Origin of the sequence: Streptomyces torulosus (assembly GCF_001419765.1) — a bacterium.
In the GTDB taxonomy this organism is placed as follows: Bacteria; Actinomycetota; Actinomycetes; order Streptomycetales; family Streptomycetaceae; genus Streptomyces; species Streptomyces torulosus.
The window spans coordinates 1-22,178 of the sequence record NZ_LIRK01000118.1 but is presented as its reverse complement, the minus strand read 5'-3'; the positions used below and the strand labels follow the sequence as shown (position 1 = coordinate 22,178).

General features: G+C 72.1%; 20 protein-coding genes. 11 read left to right on the top strand and 9 right to left on the bottom strand.

All coding sequences use genetic code 11. The annotated features are described in order from the left end of the window. The 3 genes from AOK23_RS09140 to AOK23_RS09130 all read left to right on the top strand — a co-directional run. Positions 1-588, top strand: a 588-nt coding sequence (locus AOK23_RS09140) for an LLM class oxidoreductase (RefSeq protein WP_476718299.1), incomplete at its 5' end; no start/stop codon positions are given. Between the two features lie 12 nt (positions 589-600). Next, a complete protein-coding gene (locus AOK23_RS09135; RefSeq protein WP_055712239.1) occupies positions 601-1,509 on the top strand; it encodes a TauD/TfdA dioxygenase family protein in 909 nt (302 codons plus the stop codon). Positions 1,510-1,621: 112 nt separating this feature from the next. After that, complete coding sequence (locus AOK23_RS09130; protein ID WP_055712238.1) at positions 1,622-3,007, top strand: amino acid permease; 1,386 nt, start codon at positions 1,622-1,624, stop codon at positions 3,005-3,007. On the opposite strand, the gene AOK23_RS09125 is transcribed toward AOK23_RS09130, so the two are convergent. Together AOK23_RS09125 and AOK23_RS49580 are read right to left on the bottom strand one after the other, a co-directional pair. Continuing rightward, positions 3,008-5,197, bottom strand: a complete 2,190-nt coding sequence (locus AOK23_RS09125) for a tetratricopeptide repeat protein (protein ID WP_055712237.1) — start codon at positions 5,195-5,197, stop codon at positions 3,008-3,010. Then, entirely contained in the window at positions 5,194-5,622 is a 429-nt protein-coding gene (locus AOK23_RS49580; RefSeq protein ID WP_055712236.1) for a hypothetical protein, read from the bottom strand. The genes AOK23_RS09125 and AOK23_RS49580 overlap by 4 nt, the downstream gene beginning before the upstream one ends. Positions 5,623-5,804: 182 nt before the next feature. Here AOK23_RS49580 and AOK23_RS09115 point away from each other — a divergent pair, with 182 nt between their 5' ends. Together AOK23_RS09115 and AOK23_RS09110 are read left to right on the top strand one after the other, a co-directional pair. Continuing rightward, the gene (locus AOK23_RS09115; protein WP_157877981.1) at positions 5,805-6,029 is read left to right on the top strand and encodes a hypothetical protein; all 225 of its coding nucleotides are present in this window, start codon (positions 5,805-5,807) and stop codon (positions 6,027-6,029) included. 48 nt (positions 6,030-6,077) lie between these two features. Then, a complete protein-coding gene (locus AOK23_RS09110; protein WP_055712234.1) occupies positions 6,078-6,635 on the top strand; it encodes a DUF4240 domain-containing protein in 558 nt (185 codons plus the stop codon). A gap of 46 nt (positions 6,636-6,681) precedes the next feature. On the opposite strand, the gene AOK23_RS09105 is transcribed toward AOK23_RS09110, so the two are convergent. Next, a complete protein-coding gene (locus AOK23_RS09105) occupies positions 6,682-7,335 on the bottom strand; it encodes a mycothiol-dependent nitroreductase Rv2466c family protein (protein ID WP_055519542.1) in 654 nt (217 codons plus the stop codon). Positions 7,336-7,497: 162 nt separating this feature from the next. Between AOK23_RS09105 and pepN the strand changes: the two genes are divergently transcribed. Both pepN and AOK23_RS09095 read left to right on the top strand, forming a co-directional pair. Then, a complete protein-coding gene (gene pepN, locus AOK23_RS09100) occupies positions 7,498-10,074 on the top strand; it encodes an aminopeptidase N (protein ID WP_055712233.1) in 2,577 nt (858 codons plus the stop codon). A gap of 345 nt (positions 10,075-10,419) precedes the next feature. Further along, positions 10,420-11,472, top strand: a complete 1,053-nt coding sequence (locus tag AOK23_RS09095; RefSeq protein ID WP_055712232.1) for a hypothetical protein — start codon at positions 10,420-10,422, stop codon at positions 11,470-11,472. 96 nt (positions 11,473-11,568) lie between these two features. Here the strand turns inward: AOK23_RS09095 and AOK23_RS09090 are convergent, their stop codons facing one another. The 3 genes from AOK23_RS09090 to AOK23_RS09080 form a co-directional block, all read right to left on the bottom strand. Continuing rightward, positions 11,569-12,708, bottom strand: coding sequence for a serine hydrolase domain-containing protein (locus AOK23_RS09090; RefSeq protein WP_206336157.1), 1,140 nt, complete (start codon positions 12,706-12,708; stop codon positions 11,569-11,571). 93 nt (positions 12,709-12,801) lie between these two features. Then, positions 12,802-14,571, bottom strand: a complete 1,770-nt coding sequence (locus AOK23_RS09085; protein ID WP_055712230.1) for a TIGR03767 family metallophosphoesterase — start codon at positions 14,569-14,571, stop codon at positions 12,802-12,804. 328 nt (positions 14,572-14,899) lie between these two features. Next, complete coding sequence (locus tag AOK23_RS09080; RefSeq protein WP_055712229.1) at positions 14,900-15,361, bottom strand: NUDIX hydrolase; 462 nt, start codon at positions 15,359-15,361, stop codon at positions 14,900-14,902. 324 nt (positions 15,362-15,685) lie between these two features. Between AOK23_RS09080 and AOK23_RS09075 the strand changes: the two genes are divergently transcribed. Next, on the top strand, positions 15,686-16,666 hold the full coding sequence (locus AOK23_RS09075) for a LuxR C-terminal-related transcriptional regulator (protein ID WP_055541921.1): 981 nt from the start codon (positions 15,686-15,688) through the stop codon (positions 16,664-16,666). Between the two features lie 216 nt (positions 16,667-16,882). After that, entirely contained in the window at positions 16,883-17,122 is a 240-nt protein-coding gene (locus tag AOK23_RS09070; RefSeq protein ID WP_055712228.1) for a hypothetical protein, read from the top strand. A gap of 265 nt (positions 17,123-17,387) precedes the next feature. Here AOK23_RS09070 and AOK23_RS09065 read toward each other — a convergent pair whose 3' ends face one another. Next, complete coding sequence (locus tag AOK23_RS09065) at positions 17,388-18,497, bottom strand: hypothetical protein (protein WP_055712227.1); 1,110 nt, start codon at positions 18,495-18,497, stop codon at positions 17,388-17,390. A gap of 1 nt (position 18,498) precedes the next feature. After that, positions 18,499-19,128: an RNA polymerase sigma factor gene (locus tag AOK23_RS09060; RefSeq protein WP_240496321.1), complete on the bottom strand. Its 630-nt coding sequence runs from the start codon at positions 19,126-19,128 to the stop codon at positions 18,499-18,501. 355 nt (positions 19,129-19,483) lie between these two features. Here AOK23_RS09060 and AOK23_RS09055 point away from each other — a divergent pair, with 355 nt between their 5' ends. Continuing rightward, the gene (locus AOK23_RS09055) at positions 19,484-20,500 is read left to right on the top strand and encodes an aspartate-semialdehyde dehydrogenase (RefSeq protein WP_055712226.1); all 1,017 of its coding nucleotides are present in this window, start codon (positions 19,484-19,486) and stop codon (positions 20,498-20,500) included. Between the two features lie 143 nt (positions 20,501-20,643). On the opposite strand, the gene AOK23_RS09050 is transcribed toward AOK23_RS09055, so the two are convergent. Next, on the bottom strand, positions 20,644-21,123 hold the full coding sequence (locus AOK23_RS09050; RefSeq protein WP_055712225.1) for a DUF1203 domain-containing protein: 480 nt from the start codon (positions 21,121-21,123) through the stop codon (positions 20,644-20,646). 136 nt (positions 21,124-21,259) lie between these two features. Between AOK23_RS09050 and AOK23_RS09045 the strand changes: the two genes are divergently transcribed. Next, the coding region (locus tag AOK23_RS09045; protein ID WP_276205722.1) for a M1 family aminopeptidase at positions 21,260-22,178 on the top strand (919 nt) is incomplete at its 3' end.

The following is a 22,178-nucleotide window of genomic DNA, read 5'->3' as shown; positions in this document are numbered from 1 at the left end:
GTCGCGGCCGGCCGCGACCCCGACCACATCAAGGTGCTGCCCGGCATCGTCCCGGTGCTCGGCTCCACGGAGGCGGAGGCGCTGGCGAACGAGCAGGTGCTGGAGGACCACATCGTGTACACGCACGGGGTGGGCCGCCTGGAGGCGCTGCTCCAACTGGAGCCCGGAACGCTGGAGTTGGATTCTCTCCTGCCGGACGACCTGCCGCCGGAGAGCGCCATCGAGGGCGCCAAGAGCCGCTACACGCTCGTCGTCGAACTGGCCCGGCGCGAGCGGCTCACCGTACGGCAGCTGATCGGGCGGCTCGGCGGCGGCCGCGGCCATCTGACCTTCGCCGGGACGCCCGAGCAGGTCGCCGACGAGATCGAGACCTGGTTCACGGGGGGCGCTGCCGACGGCTTCAACATCATGCCCGCGGTCCTGCCGTCCGGCCTGGACGCCTTCGTCGACCACGTCGTCCCGATCCTGCGCGCCCGCGGTCTGCTGCGCAGCGCGTACGGGCCGCGCCAGACCCTGCGGGAGCGCTACGGCCTCCCCCGCCCCGTCAACCAGTACGCCGGCCCCGCCCGGGAAACCGCGCTCGTCTGAAAGGACCCGCACATGTCCGACCTCCAGATCCGCAAGATCACCGGGAACATCGGCGCCAAGGTGGCCGGCGTGGACATCGCCCGCCCCCTCGACGACGAGACCGTCGCCGAACTCCGGGAGGCCCTCAACGTCCACAAGGCCCTGGTGTTCGACGTGGTGAACCTCGACGACGCGAGCCAGCAGGCCTTCGTCCGGCACTTCGGCGACATCACCACCGCTCACCCGACCGTGCCGTCCGTCGACGGCACCCCGAACGTCCTGCCCGTCGACAGCGAGCGGGGCCGGGCCGCCAACCACTGGCACACCGATGTCACCTTCGTCCTCAACCCGCCGCAGGCGACCTCCCTGCGCAGCATCACGATCCCGCCGTACGGCGGCGAGACACTGATCGCCAACTCGGCGGCCGCCTACCGCGACCTGCCCGAACCGCTGCGCGCCCTCGCCGACACCCTGTGGGCCGAACACACCAACGACTACGACTACGCGGTGCCCGAGGAGGCCCTCGACGAGCAGCAGGCGGCCGCACGAGCCCAGTTCACGTCCATCAAGTACCGCACGGTCCACCCGGTGGTACGTGTCCACCCGCTGACCGGGGAACGCGGGCTGTTCATCGGCGGGTTCGCGCAGCGCATTGTCGGTCTGTCGACGGGCGAGTCCCGCAAGCTCCTCGACCTGTTCCAGTCGTACGTCACCCGCCCGGAGAACGTGCTGCGCCACCGCTGGTCGGAGAACCAGCTCGTCATCTTCGACAACCGCATCACCCAGCACTACGCCATCGACAACTACGACGGTCTGCCGCGGCGGCTGCACCGGGTGACCGTCGCCGGTGACGTGCCGGTGGGCGTCGAGGGGAAGGAGAGCTACTCCGTCGAGGGGGACGCGGCGCACTACACCCCGGTGGCGGTCCCCGTAGCCGCCTAGTCACCCTGCGTGCCGGACGCGTCCGGATAGCGGACGGCCCCTTCGTGCGCGCGAAGGGGCTGTCCAGACTGTGGACGTTTTTGCCCTCTCACGCATTGGACGAGCCGCGCCCATGCCCAGCAGCACCGTCAAGGCTCCACCGGAGCAGGACGCCTCCCTCTCCCACGGCCTCAAGCAGCGCCACCTGTCGATGATCGCCCTCGGCGGGGTGATCGGCGCGGGACTCTTCGTCGGCTCCGGGGCGGGGATCGCCGCCGCCGGCCCGTCGATCGTCCTCGCGTACGCCCTCTCCGGGATCCTCGTGATGCTGGTGATGCGGATGCTCGGCGAGATGTCCGCCGCGTATCCCTCGTCGGGCTCCTTCTCGGCACACGCGGAACGCGCGGTGGGCCCGTGGGCGGGCTTCACCGCCGGCTGGTCGTTCTGGGTGCTGCTGTGCACCGCCGTGGGTCTGGAGGGCATCGGCGCCGCGAAGATCGTGACCGGGTGGGTGCCCGGGACGCCCGAGTGGGCGTGGGTCGCGCTGTTCATGCTGGTGTTCCTCGGCACCAACCTGGCGGCCGTGAAGAACTTCGGCGAGTTCGAGTTCTGGTTCGCCGCGCTGAAGGTCGGCGCGATCACCCTGTTCCTGGTGCTCGGCGTCCTGGCCGTGGCGGGCGTCCTGCCCGGCGGCGACTCGCCCGGTCTCGCCAACCTCACCGGCGAGGGCGGCCTGCTGCCCAACGGCACGGACGGCCTCGTCGTCGGCCTGCTCGCCTCGATCTTCGCGTACGGCGGTCTGGAGACCGTGACGATCGCGGCGGCCGAGTCGGAGAACCCCGTGAAGGGCGTCGCGACCGCCGTGCGGACGGCGATGTGGCGGATCGCCGTCTTCTACATCGGCTCCATGGCCGTCATCGTGACCCTGGTCCCGTGGGACTCGAAGGCGGTCGTCGAGAAGGGCCCGTACGTCGCCGCCCTCGACCACATCGGCATCCCCGGCGCCGGTCAGCTGATGAACGTGGTGGTGTTCGTGGCGCTGCTGAGCGCGATGAACGCCAACATCTACGGCTCCTCCCGCATCGCGTACTCCCTGGTGGAGCGCGGGCAGGGCCCGAGGTTCCTCGGCCGGGTCTCGGGCGGGGTCCCCCGGATCGCGGTGCTGGCCTCCAGCGTCTTCGGCTTCCTGTGCGTCGTGCTCAGCTACTGGCGGCCCGACGACGTCTTCGCGTGGCTGCTGAACATGATCGGCGCGGTGATCCTCGTCGTGTGGATCCTCATCGCCGTCTCGCAGCTGCTGCTGCGCCGCCGCATCGAACGCGAGGCCCCCGAGCGCCTCGTCGTCCGCATGTGGGCGTTCCCCTGGCTGACCTGGGTGGCGCTGGCCGGGATGGCGGCGGTGTTCGTCCTCATGGCACGGGAGCCGGCGACCCGGACACAGCTGTACTGGTCGGGCGGGATGACGGCGGTGCTGGCGGCCGTGGGGTACGGATGGCAGCGGGCGCGGGAGAGGCGCTGATCAGGTCGCCGCTTCGGCCCGCCACCGGGTGAGCCACTCGCGGTTCTCCACGACGAAGGGGTGCGCCGGGCCGAGCACCCCTTCGCGGCGCTCGATGAGTTCCTCCAGCATGCCGATGGCCTCGGCGGTCCGGCCCAGGCCGTGGGCGGCCACGGCGTTGAGGCACAGGGCCGCGAGTGCGAGGGGATGATCCCGCCCCTGCGCGCGGACCCGGTCGGCCAGCACCATGGGGGCCAGCTGCCAGGCCTCTTCGTATCGGTGCACCGTGCAGAGCGTCCACGCGAAATTCTGGCGGGCACGAACGGTCGTGGGATGGTCCGGCGGCAGGGCGCGTTCGCAGGCGGCGATGAGGGCCCTCCCCTCCTCCTCGTACCGACGCTCCCCGTCGGTGTGCGGCAGCAGTTCGATCAGGTCGGCCCACACGTTCAGCGCCTGCGACGAGTCCTCCCCCAGGGTCCGGCGGTATCCGTCGAGCGCACGCCGACCCCATCCGACGGCCTCCGTGTGCCGGTCGAGCAGCAGGAGCGGTGCCAGCAGGCCCTCGCAGCTGCGCAAGGTGTCCACGTGGTCGGTGCCGAGCAGGCGTTCGCGGATGTCCAGCACCTCACGGTGCAGCGCCACGGACTCGTCGTAGCGGCCCATCCGGAAGTACGCCCTGGCCTCCAGCTCCCGGGCGTCCAGGGTGACGCGGTGCTCACCGCCCAGACAGTTCACCACTTCCCTGGCGACGGCGGGCGCGAGGTCCTGGAAACCCCCGAAGTCCCCGGCACCGTAGACCTGTCCGACCACCCGCACCGCCAGCGCCGCGGTCCGCTCGTTCGGAACCGAGGCCAGCAGGGCCGAGGCGTGCGGTGACAACACCGCCAGCCGCCCTCTGGCCACGACGGACTCATCGTCCCGCTCCGGCAGTCCGGCCTCCAGCATGTCGGCCGCGACCTCCGCGAACACCGGCCGCTGCCCCGCCGGCACCCCCGCCGCCACGCTGTCCAGCAGCACGCCGTGGGCCTGGACGCACCGGGCGCCGTCCGTCTCGACCAGTTCGGCGAGGGAGTGGTCGAGCAGGCCCCGCAACGCCGGCTCCAACCGCTCCGCCGCCGGCGCGGGTTCGAGGCCGTCGACCGGCATCTCGCCGCGGGCCAGCGGCAGCAGCAGCGTCAGCGGCACCGGGTCCGCCGCGAGGAACGACAGCAGGCGCAGCAGGGTCGTCGACTCGGGCAGGCCGCGCGAGGCGAGGGTGTCCAGGGACAGCTGCCAGGTGCGGCCGACCAGCCGGCGGGACTGGCCGGTGCCGTGTCCGGTGGCACCCCGGTCGACGATCGCGGTCGACTCCTCGGCGAGCTTGCGGTCGTACTCGTCCATGGACCACGACTCCAGCAGTTGGTGGGCCAGATGGGACCCGGCGAGGGTGAGGGCGAGCGGCAGGCGGCCCAGCCGCTCGGCGACCTTGCGGGCCGACGCGAGGTCGCCCGCGTCCGGCGCGAGGTCGCACAGGACGCGAGCCGCGTCGTCCAGCGGCAGCACGCCCAGCGCGTGCCGGGTCACCCGCGGTCCGTGCCACAGCGGGCTGGTGGCGTGGCGGGTGGTGACGAGGACCGTCCCCCGCTCGCTGGTGCGCAGCCAGGCGCCGTCCTCCAGGACGGTGGGGTCGTCGGCGTTGTCGAGGACGAGGAGCCAGGGGTCGGCCGAGTGGTCGAGGTGGTGCCAGACGAGGTCGGCGGCGGCGCGCTGGCCGGCGGCCGCGGCGGCGAGTTCGCCGGTGCCGGCGCCCCGGTCGCCGGCGACGGCCAGCATCCCGGCGCGCAGGGACATCCGTTCGGAGGCGTTGACCCAGAAGCCGACGCGCCGGTGGGTGCGGACGGCCTCGGTGAAGAGCCAGTACGCCAGCGCGGTCTTGCCGCAGCCGCCCATGCCGTGCACGACGTGGATCCCGCCGCCGGGTCCGGTGACGGCCGCCGTCAGCGCCTCCCGCGGCTGCTCCCGGTCGCGCAGGACGCCGGGAGGGCGGCCGACGAGAGGGACGCGGACGGAGTCGGGGGCGGCCGGGAGGGCGGCGGTGGACTGCGGGCCGCCCGCGAAGAGGGGGCCGTCCGCTCCGGCGCCGTAGTGGTGGTGGTGCTCCTGGATGTACTGGTCGCCGCTGGTCTGGAAGACGCGGCCCTGCCCGGACGCGCGGGCTCCGAGCTCGCTCATCGGTCGGGGCGTTCGGTGATGTGCTGGTCGCGGCCGGCCTGGTAGACCCGGCCGTTGCCGGAGGCCTCGGCGCGCAGGCGGATGGCGGTGGTGGGCCGCTCCTCGGGGAGGGCGGGGCTCAGCTCGGCGAGGATGCGGCGCAGTTCGTCGGCGACGTCGGGGCGGGCGACCAGCAGTCGGCGGACCCGCGCCTGCCACTCGGCGGTCAGTTCGGCCTCGGTCTCGGTGTCGCCGGAGCGCTGGGCGAGGAGGAGGTCCTCGCGGGTGGCCTCCAGTTCGCCGCCGACGGCCTCCGCGCGGTCGGGCTGGAAGCGCCGCCACAGGGCGACCACGCCCTCGCGTGCCGACTCCCAGGTCTGGGTGGCCATCAGCGCCACCATCGTCGTACCGGCCGTCCGTGCCAGATCGGCGATCTCGGGTCCCACGGGCCTCCCCCAATCTCCCGTCCCACGAGGACCGATAGTAGGTCGGTCCCGCCCGCTCCCACACTCCCCTTTTCGCCCCGCCGGCACTCGCCCGCGCCTCGGTCCTCCTGTTTCCGGGGGTCTTTCGGCGCCGCCTCTTCCGTTACGGGTGGTTTCGGCGGGATTCTTGGGGGATGCCGACCTTGAGACGACTGACCTGTCAGACCTGCCGCTCGGAGGAGCCGCACGAGCCACTGAACGCCAAGGAGCGCGACTGGCTGCAGAGACAGCTCGGCAACCCGGTCTCGGACAACTACTACAAGTGCGTCAACGACCGCCCCGACGGCAAGGTCTGTCTCAACCTCCGTACCCATGGCCACGAGAAGCACTTCAGGCTCACCAAGCGCCTGCCCGACGAACTGGAGTGACCCGAGGGCCGGGGCGCGTTGTCAGACCCCCCTGTCACGCTTCGCCCCATGGACGTGAACGAGTTCTGGAGCATCGTCGACGAGGCGCGCCGCACGGCCGCGTCCCCCGAGGAGCCGGACGGCACCGAAGCCGTCGCCGAGCGGGCCGCCGAGCTGCTCGCGGCCCGGCCGGCCGCCGAGATCGTGGCCGCCCAGCAGATCCTGTGGGACCTGCTGGGCACGTCGTACCGCGCCCCCTTGTGGGCCGCGGCGTACACGATCAACGGGGGCTGCTCGGACGACGGCTTCGACTACTTCCGGGGCTGGCTCGTGCTCCAGGGCCGCGAGGTCTTCGAGCGGGCCGTCGCCGACCCCGACTCCCTCGCCGGGTCGCCCGTGATCCGGCGGGCGTCCGAGGACTGGGCCGAGGTCGAGTGCGAGAGCACCCTCGGCATCGCCTGGGACGCCCACCGTGCGGCCACCGGGGAGGACCTGCCCCCGGACTGCTTCCACATCCGCTACCCGGCGCTGGACCCGTCCTGGAACTTCGACTTCGACGACTGGGCGGAGACGGAGCGCCGACTGCCCCGTCTGGCCGCCCTGTACGCGAGGCACCGGTCGGCGTGAACACCGTCCGGACCGGGCGCGGTGGATGCCCGGTGCCGGGGGCGCGTCAGACCAGGTTGCTGAAGTCGGGGCCCTTGGTGCGGGTGCGCTTGATCTCGTAGAAGCCGGGGACCGAGGCGACGAGGAGGGTGCCGTCCCACAGCTTGGCGGCCTCCTCGCCCTGCGGGGCGGGGGTGACGACCGGGCCGAAGAACGCGATCTGCTCGCCATCGGCGCCGGGGACCGCGATGACGGGCGTGCCGACGTCCTGGCCGACCTTGTCGATGCCCTCCTTGTGGGAGGCGCGCAGCTGCGGCTCGTACGGGGTGGAGTCCCAGTGGTCCATCAGGGAGTCGGGCAGCCCGACCTCCTTCAGGGCCGCGGCGACGACCTCCTTGCCGGCGCCCTCGCCCTGGTTGTGGGCGCGCGTGCCGATCGCCGTGTAGAGGTCGCCGAGCACCTCGGCGCCGTGCTCCTCCTGGGCGGCTATGACCACGCGGACCGGCCCCCATGCCTTTGTCTCCAGCAGCTCGCGGTACTCCTCGGGGAGTTCGTCGAGCTTGTTCTCGTTGAGGACCGCGAGGCTCATCAGATGCCAGCGGACCTCGATGTCTCGGACCTTCTCCACCTCCAGGACCCACCGCGAGGTCATCCACGCCCAGGGGCACAGCGGGTCGAACCAGAAGTCGACGGGGGTCTTGCCTGAGGTCTGCTCGGACATGGTTCTCCTCGAGAAGAGCAAGAGTGCGGTGGTCGGTTTACAGCGCAACAACCCGCAACACCGGCGACCGCTCGCCTCATTCCCGACTGCCCGGCGTCAGGAGCGCATGGCAGGATCGGCCCTGTCCGCATACTGAACACCACCCCTGAGGGAGTGCCGCCCGTGCCCGGTGAGAATCTGTCCCGCGACGAGGCCCAGGAGCGGGCCGCGCTGCTGTCCGTCGACGGCTACGAGGTCTCCCTCGACCTGCGGTCCGCCGTCGGCGACCGGGGTGACGAGCCGCGGACCTTCCGCTCGGTGACGACCATCCGCTTCCGGTGCGCCGATCCGGGCGCCACCAGCTTCGCCGATCTGATCGCGCCGAGTGTGACGTCGGTCTCCCTCAACGGCAAGGATCTCGACCCGCGCGCGGTCTTCGACGGCTCCCGGATCGTCCTGGAGGACCTGGCCGCCGAGAACGAGCTGGTGGTCGACGCCCAGTGCGCCTACTCCCGCACCGGCGAGGGCATGCACCGCTTCGTCGACCCGGAGGACGGCGAGGTCTACCTCTACACGCAGTACGAGCCCGCCGACTCCCGCCGGGTCTTCGCGGGCTTCGAGCAGCCGGACCTCAAGGCCCCGTTCCGCTTCGAGGTGCGGGCGCCCGAGGACTGGGTGGTGTGGAGCAACGGCGTCGGCGAGCGGACCGACGGGGTGTGGCGCTTCGCGGAGACCAAGCCGATCTCGACGTACATCACCGCCGTGGTCGCCGGCCCGTACCACTACGTCACCGACTCCTACGAGCGGGTCCTCGGCGACGGTACGCGCCTGGAGATCCCCCTCGGCGCGATGTGCCGCAAGGGGCTCGCCCCCTACTTCGACTCCGACGACGTCTTCGAGATCACCAAGCAGGGTCTGGACTTCTTCCACGACCACTTCGACTACCCGTACCCGTTCGGGAAGTACGACCAGGCGTTCGTCCCCGAGTACAACCTCGGCGCGATGGAGAACCCGGGGCTCGTCACCTTCCGCGAGGAGTTCATCTTCCGCGGCAAGGTCACCCGGGCGTCGTACGAGCGGCGGGCCAACGTCATCCTGCACGAGATGGCGCACATGTGGTTCGGCGACCTCGTGACCATGGTGTGGTGGGACGACCTGTGGCTGAAGGAGTCCTTCGCGGACTTCATGGGCTCCTTCTCCATGGTCGAGGCCACCCGCTTCACCAACGGCTGGGTCACCTTCGCCAACAACCGCAAGTCCTGGGCGTATCGCGCCGACCAGCTGCCCTCCACCCACCCGGTCACGGCCGACATCCGTGACCTGGAGGACGCCAAGCTCAACTTCGACGGCATCACCTACGCCAAGGGCGCGTCCGTCCTGAAGCAGCTGGTGGCGTACGTGGGGCGCGAGGCGTTCCTGGAGGGCGCCCGCCGCTACTTCAAGCGCAACGCCTACGGCAACACGCGCCTCGGTGACCTGCTGTCGGTCCTGGAGGAGACCAGCGGCCGGGACATGCCGGCCTGGTCGCGGGCCTGGCTGGAGACGGCCGGGGTGAACTCCCTCACGCCGCAGGTGCTGCTCGACGCCGAGGGTCGGATCGACGAGCTGGCGGTGGTGCAGGAGGCCGCCGAGTCCCATCCCGAGCTGCGGCCGCACCGGGTGGCGATCGGCCTGTACCGGCGCGGCGGCGCCGGCGCGCTGGAGCGGTACGCGCGGGCCGAGGTGGACGTCGTCGGGGCGCGGACGGTCGTGGCCGAGCTGGCCGGGGCCGAGGCGCCGGAGCTGGTGCTGGTCAACGACGACGACCTCACGTACTGCAAGATCCGCTTCGACGCCGGGTCGCTGGACACGCTGCGGGCCGCGCTCGGTGACATCTCCGACCCGCTGGCGCGCGCGCTGTGCTGGTCGGCGCTGTGGAACCTCACCCGGGACGCGCTGCTCCCGGCGCGGGACTTCGTCGACCTGGTGCTGCGGTTCGCGGGCCGGGAGTCCGACATCGGCGTGCTGCAGATGCTGCACGCCTGGGCGAACTCGGCGCTCACCTTCTACGCGGCGCCCGAGTGGCGGGAGACCGGCGGCCGGCTGCTGGCGGAGGGCGCCCTGCGGGAGCTGCGGGCCGCCGAGCCGGGGAGCCAGCACCAGCTGACATGGGCGCGGTTCTTCGCGGCGGTGGCGTCGAGCGAGGCCGACCTCGGGGTGCTCCAGGGGCTGCTCGCCGGGACCGAGAAGGTCGACGGGCTGGAGGTCGACCAGGAGCTGCGGTGGGCGTTCCTGGAGCCGCTGGCCACGTACGGGGTCGCCGGTGAGGGCATCCTCGCGGCGGAGCTGGCCCGCGACGACACGGCGTCCGGGAAGCGGCACCAGGTGCGGTGCCTGGCGGCCCGGCCGTCGGCCGCGGTGAAGGCGCAGGCGTGGGCGTCCGTGGTGGAGTCGGACGTGCTGTCGAACGCGCTGGTGGAGGCGACCATCGCCGGGTTCGCGCGGCCGTCCCAGCGGGAGCTGGCGGCGCCGTACGCCGAGCGGTACTTCGAGGTGATCGAGCGGGTGTGGGCCGAGCGGTCCATCCAGATCGGGATGGACGTGGTGCGGGGGCTGTTCCCGTCGCTGCAGGACTCCCCGGCGACCCTGGAGGCGACGGACGCGTGGCTCGCCGCCCACGAGGGGGCCGCGCCCGCGCTGCGCCGCCTGGTGGTGGAGGCCCGCGACGACCTGGCCCGCGCGCTGCGGGCACAGGCGTGCGACGCGGGGGACAAGGAGTAACCCTCCCTGGCCTCAACGGTGTCGCGTACCCGGCGCCTGCCGCCGGCCGGGTCGGGTGCGCGACTGCCCCGCGGCTGAGACGTGGCGGCGCGGGGAGCCGTCCGGGCGACCCGCGACCGCCCGCGGTCGAGAAGTCGCGGCGTCGAGCTGAACCGCGTCAATTCCCCTTGCCTGGTTCCGCGTTACGAAGTTCGGGTAGTCGAAGCCGTAACCTTTTCCGATCACGGGGTCGACCAGCGGCTATCGGCAGTCGAACGCACGTACTTTAGTGCGGGCTTGTCCGGATTTGCCGACGGGTTTGTAACAGGGGTTCGGAGCCACTCCCGGCGCGGGAACCTCCGGGGCATGAACCACAACACCCCGCTCTCCTCCCGCCCCCTGAGCCGGCTCGCGAACGTGCACCGCCGCGTACTGACGGCCGCGCAGCTGCGCGCGCAGGGTGTCACCCCGACCGAGACGAACGAGCAGTGCCGGCAGGGTGGTCCCTGGCAGCAGCTCCTCCCCGGCGTCTACCTGCTGCACCCCGGCCCGCCCACCTCCGAGGAGCGGCTGCAGGCCGTCCTGTCGTACGCGGCCCGCACCCCGTTCCGCGAGCCGGCCGCCGGGGTCCCCGCGCAGCCGAACGCCGACGGGCCCCGCGCGACCCCCCACTACGCGGACGCCGTGATCACGGGCCTCGCGGCCCTGACGCTGCACGGTTTCTCGTCCGCTCCCCCCTTGCTGTCCCTGGACACCATCGACGTCCTGGTCCCGCGCATGCGCCGGTTGCGCACCGTCGGCTGCGCCCGCGTCATCCGTACCGCGTCCCTGCCGACCCCGTCGTACGTGACCGGTCTGCCCGTCGCGCCCGTGCCGCGCGCCCTGGCCGACGCGGTCGCGGAGCTGGTCGACGTGGACTCCGTACGTCGGCTGCTGACCGAGGCGGTGCGCGGCGGCCACACCGAGCCGGCGGCGGTGGTGCGGGAGTTGGCGCGGGCGCGGCTGCTGAACCGTCCTCCTGTCGCGGACGCGGTGGAATCGCTGCTCGCCGAGGGGCGGGCGATCGCGGAGGACCAGCTGTACCGCATGGTCCGGGAGTTCGCCCTGCCGGACCCGGTCTGGAACGTGGACCTGCGGCTCCCCGGCGGCCCGCACCTCGGTGGCCTCGACGCGTACTGGCCGGAGCAGGCCGTCGCGGTGGAGCTGGACACCCGGGCTCCCGGGCAGGAGGACGACGCGCTCTGGTCCGAGTACGCCCGCAAGCGGGAGACTCTGGAACGGCTCGGCATCACCGTCGTCCACCTGACTCCCAGGAAGCTGCGTGAGTCCCTGGAGCAGCAGGCGGCGGTCGTCCGCACCGCGCTGATGGCGTCGTCCGACCGCGATCCGGCCGCGTATGTGGTGGTGCTTCCCCGGTAATTCCGGGAACCCGCCCTCACCCGGGCGGAACGCAGGAGGGGAGAGGAAGGGCCGCCGCACCTCACGGCGGCCCTTCCTCATGCCGTACTCAGGCGTCTACTTGCCGCAGAACTCCGCCTCCACGATCGCCCCGGTGTTCCCCGTCCAGTCGCTGTTGAAGTTGAAGGTGAGGGAGTGGCGTCCGTCCGCGGTGGTGACGGACTCGGAGACGGAGCCGTGGATGCCGCCGCTGTGGCCCCACACCCGCACGCCGCAGGAGAGCTTCTGCTCGACGAGGCCGAGGCCGTAGCTGCCGAGGTTCTCCACGGGGACCGTCGTCTTCATCGCGTCGAGCTGCTTCCTCGGCAGGAGCCGGCCCCGCAGCAGCGCCGAGTAGAAGCGGTTGAGGTCGTCGGCGCTGGAGACCAGTTCACCCGCGGCGCCCGCCACGGAGGGGTTCATCCTGGTGACGTCGTACGTCTTTCCGTCCGCGGTCTCGGCCAGCTTGGAGTAGGCGCGGCTGTGCGGCCCCGGCAGGCCGGGGGACGTGCCGGGGAGCTTCGTGCCGCGCAGGCCGAGGGGTTCGATGATGCGGGCGCGGACCTCGTCGCCGTACGGGTTGCCCGTGATCTTCTCGATCACCAGACCGGCGAGCAGGTAGTTGGTGTTGGAGTAGTTCCAGTCGGTGCCGGGGGCGAAGTCCGGCTTGTGCTTCATCGCGATGCCGACCAGCTGTTCCGGTGTGTGGGTGCGGTAGCGGTTCTTCAGGAACCCGTCGGCGAGGAAGACGTCCCGGCCGAGCTGCTCGTCGGCGGTGTAGTTGAAGATCCCGCTGGTGTGGTTGAGGAGCTGGCGGACCGTCACCCGGCGGCCGTCGTGGCCGTTGCCGCGCACCAGGCCGGGCAGCCACCGGTCGACCTTGTCGTCCAGCGACAGCCTGCCCTCGGCCTCCAGCTGGAGCAGGACCGTCGCCACGAAGGTCTTCGTGATGCTGCCGGCCCGGAAGCGGTCGTGGGCGGTGCGCGGCGCGCCGGTCCTCAGGTCGCCTTTGCCCGCCGTCGCCTTCCACACGCCGTGGGCGTCCTTCGCCTGGAGGGCGATGCCCACGACGCCGTCCTTCACGTTGGCGTCCATCGCCTCGCGGGTCGTGCCGTGGGCGTCTCTCGGGGCAGCGGGCGCGGCCGCCGCCACCGGGGCGGCGAGCGCCACCGCCGCGACCACCGCGGTCGCCGCCACCAGACCCGTACGTACTGACATCGTTCCCCCTGTGTCCATGATGATCGTCCGGTCACGGAGGGGGACCCCGGCGGTGCGGCCCGGGTTGACAGGGGTACGGGCGTTGAGCGGTTTTCAGCCCTTTCGGAGCACCAGCTCCACGTTGCGGTCACCGGGGGTGCCGGTGAGGGTGTCACGGCGGCCCGGCGCGTTGTACGACAGCTCGCGGTACAGGGCCGCCAGACCGGTCTGGCTGAGGTCCGTGAAGCGGGTGGCGTGCGGGGCGGCCGACTCGATGAGGGTCGTGAACACGGAGATCGTGCCGTCCTTGTTGTCGACCAGCTCGATCACCCGCGCGAGCTGCGGGAAGTCGATGTGGGACGCGGTCGAGATCTCCCAGAACGAGCCGCCGCCGGCGTACTTGTGCGGGGTGACGCGGTTGCGGTGGCTGTGGCCGTTCACCCAGGCGAGGACGTTGCGGTGGCGGCCCAGCAGGGCCAGCACCTCGTCGCCGCCGTGCCGGGCCTCGCCCGGACGGGACGGGTCCTTGCGGAGGTTGCGCATGGTGGTGCTCGTGTGGTGGCTGAAGACCACGGCGTACGTGCCGTTCTTGGCGGCGTCCTTCAACGTCCGCTCCAGCCACTTCAGTTGCGCCGTGCCCAGCGAGCCCTCGTAGTGGCCGCCGGGGTCGGTGGAGTCGAGGCTGATGCCGATGACGTCGTCGGCGATCCGGAAGACGTAGTACTGGGTGCGTGCGTCGAGGTTGGCCTGCGAGTAGCCGTGACCGACCGGGCCCGGGCCGGTGTGGGCCGGGTCGAGGTGCGCCTTCAGGTACTCCAGGGGCGTGAAGGGCGCCCGGCCCTCGTCCGGGGTGACCGAACGCATCTTCTTCGCCTGGGACTTGAGGACGGCCTTCCAGTCGGCCCCGCGGGGGTCGCCGCCGCTCTTGACGTTGTCCCAGAGGGCCTTGCCGACCTGCTCGTCCAGGGTCATCAGCTTCTTGCCGCCGACCGCGAAGTCCGCGAAGAAGGAGTCGCCGGGGGCGTAGCAGCCGCCGGGGAGGGAGTCGTGGTTGCCGACGGTGGAGTACCAGGGGACGTTCAGGCCGGGGCTGTTGACCTGGCGGATCGCCGCCGCGAGGAAGCCGTCCAGGTGGGGGAAGCCGAGCTTCTTGTCGGCGTCGCGGAGTGTGGAGTCCGGCTGCCAGTAGAGCCCCAGGCCGCTGTTCTGGACGCCCTCGTAGCGGCGCGGGTCGCCGGAGTTGGGGGTGACGCGGCCCCCGCTCATCACCTTCAGGAACCAGTCCAGTTCCGTCTTGGAGTTGTTGTCGGTGTTGTCGCCGGTCGTCATCACGAAGTGCAGCGGCGAGCCGGTGACGGGGGCGCCGCGCAGCGAGTTGACCCGCTCGACGAGCGAGACCGCCCCCGCCACGGACAGGGCCTCCTGCGGACGCCAGGCGCTCGCGGTCTGGGCGCGCAGGTACTCGTAGCGCAGCGGGTGCTGCACGTCGACGACATGCAGATCGGTGAACTGCACGAACGACGCGAGAGCCGTACGGCGCTTCTCCCGGCCGGACTTGGGGGTCGCGAGGTCGGAGCGCACGACCCGCTTCCAGGCGGGGCCGTCGCCGAGCCGACGGTAGCCGGAGGCGTTGCGCGGCGCCGCGACCGAGGCGAGGGTGGTGCCCCGGGTGTACGGCGCGAGCGGGGCGGCCGGGGCCTCCCGGTTGGAGAGGTTCGCCAGGGGAACCTCGGTGGTGGTCCCGGTGGCGGCGGCGTGGGCGTCCGTCTCCGGCCGCAGGGCGAGCCCGATGCCCGCCGAGAGGCCGACCGCGCCGGTGGCGGCGAGGAAGGCACGGCGGTCAGGGTTGGTGGCGGCGGCAGCGACTGAGCGTATGCGCGACATGGCGCGGTCTCCCCGAGTGCGAACGCGTCGGCAGTGGTCGCGGGGCCGCTCCGCGATGGGGGCCGGAGTGGGGTTCCCGCTCGTACTGAATGCTTGGCAGCCGGGATGACCTGGACGTTAACGAGGTCGCAACGGGTGGCGCCGATCACCGTACGTGGATCTTCGCGGGCGCCGGGTGTTCGCCGGGGGTTGCCGAAGGTAAGGGCAACCGAGGGGAAGTGGTCACTCCTCGTTCATGTGGCGGGGTAGGGCACGCATTCGCCGCGCGGGCTCGCGTGGTTGGGTGCCCTCGGGTGCGTCGTGGCTTGTCGCGCGGTTCCCCGCGCCCCTAGAAGGCGTCCGGCGGTGCCAGGTGGCCGTTGGGCGGACGTCGGCGCCACAAAGTGAGGCCCACGTCCACCAGTCCGACCCGCTCCAGGTCGGGAACCTCCTCCAAGGGGTGCCACGCGGCCATGTCCGTCGAGCCGTTGGTCTCGTGGCGCAGGGTGCCGCCCGTCACGCGGGCCTCGTAGACGAGGCGGAGGCTGTGGAAGGCGGCGCGGGAGCCCAGGCGCCGGGAGCGGTCCTCGGTGACGGAGTCGACGCCGAGGAGGGCGGTCGGCTCGACGGTGTAGCCGGTTTCCTCGTCGGCCTCGCGGATGACGGTGTCGTAGGGATCCTCACCGTGGTCCATGCCGCCGCCCGGGAGGGTCCAGCGCTTGGTGCCGTCCCGGGCGACCCAGCGGGCCAGCAGCAACTGACCGTCCCGTACGCATACGGCGTAGGCCGCCACCCGCAAGTCCTCGCGCATGAGGAGACGTTACTCAACGGATGCGGGGAAGGGGCGGGTGCTCCCCACGTGGCACCCGCCCCCTGGCGACGGGGGGGCGGTCGGCGCGACGGCCCGTCCCCCCGTTGGACGGGCCGCCGCACATCGGTGCGTCGCGCCCTTCGATCTTCAGCCGAGGCCCCTTCCGAACACCAGGGGAGCAGGGTGGCCGCAACGCGCCATGGCACTGTCGTGCCTGCCCTGTAGCCTTCGCCACAAGACCCCAGATCCACCGCGAAATCGCCACGGATCGAACTAGGATTCCCGTCCGGGGCATGAGGGGGTGGGGAGGCGAAAGGGCCGACTGTGCTGGACGAATTCCTGGAAGCGGACACCGAGGCCGTCAGCGTCTACCGGAGTCTGCTCACCAACCCGTCCTGGACCCTCCACGACGTCCAGCGGCACACGGGCCTCACCGAGGACGAGGTGCGGGCGGCCGTGGACCGGCTCTCCGATCTCTCCCTGCTGAGCCCCGTCACGGACACGACGTACCTGCCGATGAACCCCGAGACGATCCTGGGGCCGGTACTGCGCCGCCGTGAGGCCCAACTCGACGCCGAGCGGGCCCATCTGTCCCGGCACCAGGCGGTCGTCGCCGAATTCACCAAGGAGTACGCGGCCTTGGGGCTGCGGCACACCGGGGGCGCGGAGCACCTGGTCGGTGTGAACGCGGTCCGCACCCGGCTGGAGCAGCTGTCACGGGACGCGGTGCAGGAGGTCTGCACCTTCACACCGGGCGGCGCCGTGAGCGCGGCCGGCCTGGAGTCGGCCCGCCCCCTGGACCAGGAGTCCTTCGACCGGGGCGTGCGGATGCGCTCCGTCTACCTCGACAGCGTCCGCAACGACCAGCCCACCTCCGACTACGCGACCTGGCTCACCTCCATGGGCGGACAGGTGCGCACCGTGCCCGCCCTTCCGATGCGGATGATCATCTGCGACCGTGAGGTCGCGGTCGTGCCGGTGAATGCCGAGGACAGCCGCCAGGGCGCGCTCGTCGTCCGCTACCAAGGCGTCGTACAGGCCCTCGCCGAGCTGTTCGAGCTGGTCTGGGCGCAGGGCGTGCCCCTGGGCGCGGAGGCACCGGCCGCGGTGGGCGACGGGGCGAGCGAACGCGACCGGGTCCTGCTCAAGCTGCTGTCCGAGGGGATGACCGACCAGGGGATCGCCCGCAAGCTGGGGCTGTCCGTGCGTACGATCAGACGGCTGATGTCGGACCTGATGAAGCGGCTGGACGCGCAGAGCCGGTTCGAGGCGGGCGCGGAGGCCGTACGGCGGGGCTGGCTGTAGCGTCTGCCGTACGGCGGGGCTGGCTGTAGTGTCGCCGCCGAGATTCCTCCGTCGGGATCCCTCCGCCGATAACTAATCGCGGGCGCGGTGGCCCTGTCCGGCCATGGCCGCAAGCGGCCATCGTGAGCACCTGCGTTTCGGACGGTGATCAACCATGATCGGTCATGGCCCTTCACAGGGCCCTCACCTGTAACCCCTCACGAAAGAGGAACGGTTGTGCATTCCTCGACGCGCTCCCGGCGCATCGGCGTCCTCGCCCTCCTCGGTCTGGGTTCCGCGGCGGCGGCCCTCGTCCTCGGCACCGCCGTCGACGCCCCGGCGGGCACGCGGTTGGCCGCGGACGACGCCGTGACGGAGGTCGTCGTGCCCGCCAAGCCGGACAAGGGCGGCGGCGTGCAGCCCGGTGTGGTCGTCCCCGGCCACAAGGAGACCTGGACCTGGGACGACAAGGAGTGACCTGACCGCCGGTCACCCTCGTCGCACCCCAGGCTCAAAAGCACCCTGGGATCAGACGACCCGATCCGGGGTGCCCGGCGGTGCCGCCGCCGCTCAGGCCCGCCGGAATACGGCCCGCCGGTTTCCCCGGCGGGCCGTATGCGTGTGCGGACACATCAGCGGGGGGTGTACGTCGACCGGGGCGAGCGCCCCTCCCCCGGGCAAGCGTCGGGCGTTGCGGTGCCCCGGGGTCGGCCTGGGGTGACGGCCGACCCCGGGGCACTCCTCACTCACACGCCTCGCCCTCCGCCTCCGGCGCCGCGGTCTCGATCCAGGCTCGCCGGCTGGCGATGTCGGACGGGTCGGTGGTCCACAGGTCGGGTTCGGCGCCGTCGCGTGGGATGCCGACGAGAGCGCGGTCGCCCTTCTTCACCTGGGGGTCGGTGTCCTGGTCCAGCGGGAAGACGATCTCCTTCTCGCCCTGGTCCGGCTTGTAGTAGCGGTCGACGTCGAGGGTGACGCGGTCCCGCTCGGTGCCGGGGACGGCTTCGACGGAGACGACGGTGCCCTCGACGATCAGGCGGGCGCAGCCGATGTCGTAGCTCTCGGGACTGACCTTTCCGTCGGTGTTCCCGCTGCCCGCGCCGCCCTTCGAGCCGTCGCGGCGGCTCCCGCTGTCCTGCTGCTTGCTGGCGGTGCTGCCGGAATCGTCCGCCGAACCCCCGACACCCGACTGGACGACGACGGCGCCGAGGCCCACGACGACGGTGGCGGCCGCAGCCGCGGCGAGCGTGCCGAAGGCGACGGTCAGCGCCCGGCGGTGCCCGCGGGGGCGGGCCGGCCGCGTCGGCAGGGGCCTCACCGGCGCGACGGGGGCCGTCTCGGGCGCGGGCCGGCGCCCGGTGACCGTCTCGGCCCCGGCCGCGTCCCCCGGCCGCGCGGCCACGGGTCGCCCCGGCGGTGCGCCGGCTTCCGCCTCCGATTCGCCCGCATCGGCGTCGGCCCCGGCCAGGGCGTCACCGATCAGCCCCAGCTGCTCCCGCAGCAGCAGCACATCGGCGGCCGCCGCCCGCCGCGCGGCCATGAACTCACCGTCGGCGAGTGCCTCCTCCGGCAGCGGCTCGTCGAGGAGCGCGGCCATCAAGGCGTCCATACCGTCGTACTCGGAACCCTCGAACACGGCTTCCTCGAGCTCGGCGCCCTCGAAGACGGCTCGCTCGCGCACTGCTCCCTCACGCACTGCTCCCTCGGCGTCGACGCTCCTGGCCGGAGGCGGCCCGGCCGAGCCGCCCTCGACCGAGCCACCCTCCGCCGAGCCGCTCTCGGTCACGGAAGCGGCCTCGAACACGATGTCGTCGGGTTCGGTGTCGTGCCGGTTGTTGTCCCGGGCGGCCATGTCACACCACCTCGTCCTCGTGCAGGCGGGCGCGCAGGGCGCGGACCGCTGAGTGGAGCCTGCTCTTGACCGTGCCCTCGGGGATACCGAGCTCGCCCGCGATGTCCCGGACCGGCAGGTCGGCGTAGAAACGCAGGACGACGACCTGACGCTGGGCGTCGGGCAGCTCGTCCAGGCCGCGGGTGACGGCGAGCGAGAGCACGCTGGAGTCCTCGCCGGAGGGGTGCTCCAGCTGGCGCAGCGAGGCCAGGCGCTCCCCGAGGCGCTCCTGGCGGCGCTTGGCGCGGTGCCAGTCCATCGCCAGGTTGGAGGCGACCACCGCCGCCCACGCGGACACGTCCCGCGGTGCCTCCCGGCCGCTCGCGGCCCGCTCCAGCAGCCGCAGCCGTACCTGCTGCACCCCGTCCGGCAGGTCCGACTGCGGGACTCCGCCGAGCGCGAGCACCGCCCGCACCCGCCGCTCCTGGGCCACGTCCAGCGGATCCGCCCCCGTGTCGCCCGCTGCCGCCGGACCCGTCACGGCGGCCGGCGGTTCACCCCCGCCGCCCGTGCCCCCCAAGGCCGACGGGCCGCCGGGCATCCGCAGCGGATCGTCCACCTTCTGGACGCGGCGCGCCTTTCTGCGCAGCACAGCCACCCCTCCCCTCCCGCGTTTCCCCTACGACGCCGGGCCGGACCGAAACGTTCGGGCCCGTCCATGACTTTCCGGCCGCCCCGCAGAGGCGTACGTCACACCTTCGCGTGCACCCGGTGCCGGCGGGCAGGGGGGAGGCAGCACAGCTTGCGGTGCCGAGCCCCTGCGGGGCGAATATCTCCAGCTCAGACGAGGTGGCGGCCAAAGAACCGGTCGGGGTGTCGCCGTCCCCCGCGTCCCATTCCCCGAGCGCCGCCGGCAAAGAATTGGACAGGCGGACCGGGGCTCACCGCATGATGGAAACGCCTCGGTCATGCAGCAGACACAGACAAGCCACGTAAAAGGAGTCACCGTGAGGGTCGGAATCGTCGGAGCCACCGGTCAGGTCGGCACGGTCATGCGCAGGATCCTCAAGGAGCGGAACTTCCCGGCGGACGAGCTGCGTCTGTTCGCCTCCGCCCGCTCGGCCGGTTCGGTCATCGACGGGGTGACCGTCGAGGACGCGGCGACCGCCGACTACTCCGGTCTCGACATCGTGCTCTTCTCCGCCGGTGGCGCGACCTCCCGCGCGCTGGCCGAGAAGGTGGCCTCCCAGGGCGCGGTCGTGATCGACAACTCCTCCGCGTGGCGCCGCGACCCCGAGGTGCCCCTGGTGGTCTCCGAGGTGAACCCGCACGCGATCGCCGACCGCCCCAAGGGCATCATCGCCAACCCGAACTGCACGACGATGGCCGCGATGCCGGTCCTGCGTCCGCTGCACGAGGAGGCGGGCCTGGAGGCGCTGGTCGTCGCCACCTACCAGGCGGTGTCCGGCTCCGGTCTCGCGGGCGTCGCCGAGCTGCACGGCCAGGTCCAGAAGGTCGTCGCCGACGCGGACAAGCTGACCCACGACGGCGCGGCGGTCGACTTCCCCGAGCCCGGCGTCTACAAGCGGCCCATCGCCTTCAACGTGCTCCCGCTCGCGGGTTCGATCGTCGACGACGGTCTGCACGAGACGGACGAGGAGCAGAAGCTCCGCCACGAGTCCCGCAAGATCCTGGAGATCCCCGGCCTCAAGGTCTCCGGCACCTGTGTCCGCGTCCCGGTGTTCTCCGGGCACTCCCTCCAGGTCAACGCCCGCTTCGCGCGTCCGATCTCCGTGGAGCGCGCGACCGAGCTGCTCGCCGGCGCGCCGGGTGTCGCCCTCTCCGACATCCCGACCCCCCTCCAGGCCGCCGGCCAGGACCCGTCCTACGTGGGCCGCATCCGCGCCGACGAGACCGTCGACCACGGCCTCGCCCTGTTCGTCTCCAACGACAACCTGCGCAAGGGCGCCGCGCTGAACGCCGTCCAGATCGCCGAGCTGGTGGCGGCCGAGCTGAAGGGCTGACACCCGCAGCGACCCGGCCGGCCCCGCCGCCGGGCGGCCCGTGCCTCCACACCGACGGGGCGGTCACTCCACTGGGAGCGACCGCCCCGTCGGTGTGCCCGGCGCCGGGCCCGGCACGGGCGGTTCCGGCGCGGCACCCGCGCTCAGGGCCGCCGCACCTCGTACAGGAAGCAGCCGTACTCGACGGCCCGGACGTGGACGAGGGCGACCTCGGGGTCCGCGAAAGCCTCGGTGAGGGCCGCCCCGTGGTCCGCGGGCTCCTCGACGAGCCGTCCGCCGAGGATGCGGCCGTCGGCGGCGTAACGGCGGAGTACGCGGTGGCTGTTCGTGAACGGCAGCCGGTCGTCGTCGGCCGCTCCGGGGCACTCCTCGGCGTGGATGAAGACGGGGCCCCGCTCGTCGTAGGCGCCCGGGTCGACACCGGTGGCGGCCGCCCAGCGGCGCAGCGGCGCGTAGGACACGAGGACGGTCGACTCACCCGGTCGGCTGTGCCGCAGACAGCAGCGCAGCGGGGCGCCGCCCTCGGTGTCGGTGATGGCGGTCGGAGGCCGGCCGGCGTCGTCCGCCGTCCGCAGCTGCTTCAGGGTGAGGGCGTCCAGGGGGCGCGCGATGTGGGTCGTCATGCCCCTCAGCGTGGTGCGCGCCGCGCCGGACGACCGGCGGTTTCCGGACGTAGTGGTGCGGGTCAACCTGGTCGTCGCCCAACTCCCCGTGCCGTGGAAGGATGACCGAACCCACACATAACGAGGAGATGACCGCGTGCCTGGCACAAACCTGACCCGCGAAGAGGCTCAGCAGCGGGCGGAGCTGCTCAGCGTTGACTCGTACGAGATCGAACTCGACCTCACCGGCGCGCAGGAGGGCGGCACCTACCGGTCCGTGACCACGGTGCGCTTCGACGCCGCCCGGGGCGGCACGGAGACCTTCATCGACCTGGTGGCCCCGGTGGTCCACGAGGTGACCCTGAACGGTGACGCGCTCGACCCGGCGGAGGTGTTCGCGGACTCCCGGATCACGCTGCCCGGCCTGCTGGAGGGCCGCAACGTCCTGCGGGTCGCGGCGGACTGCGCGTACACCAACACGGGTGAGGGTCTGCACCGGTTCGTCGACCCGGTCGACGACCAGGCGTACCTGTACACGCAGTTCGAGGTCCCGGACGCCCGCCGGGTGTTCGCGAGCTTCGAGCAGCCGGACCTGAAGGCCACCTTCCAGTTCACCGTGAAGGCGCCGACCGGCTGGACCGTCATCTCCAACTCGCCGACGCCGGAGCCCAAGGACGACGTCTGGGTCTTCGAGCCGACGCCCCGTATCTCCACGTACATCACGGCGCTGATCGTCGGCCCGTACCACTCGGTGCACAGCGTGTACGAGAAGGACGGGCAGAGCGTGCCGCTGGGCATCTACTGCCGCCCGTCGCTGGCCGAGTACCTCGACTCCGACCACATCTTCGATGTGACCCGGCAGGGCTTCGAGTGGTTCCAGGAGAAGTTCGACTACGCGTACCCGTTCCAGAAGTACGACCAGCTGTTCGTACCGGAGTTCAACGCGGGCGCGATGGAGAACGCGGGCGCGGTGACCATCCGCGACCAGTACGTGTTCCGGTCGAAGGTGACGGACGCGGCGTACGAGATGCGCGCCGAGACCATCCTGCACGAGCTGGCCCACATGTGGTTCGGCG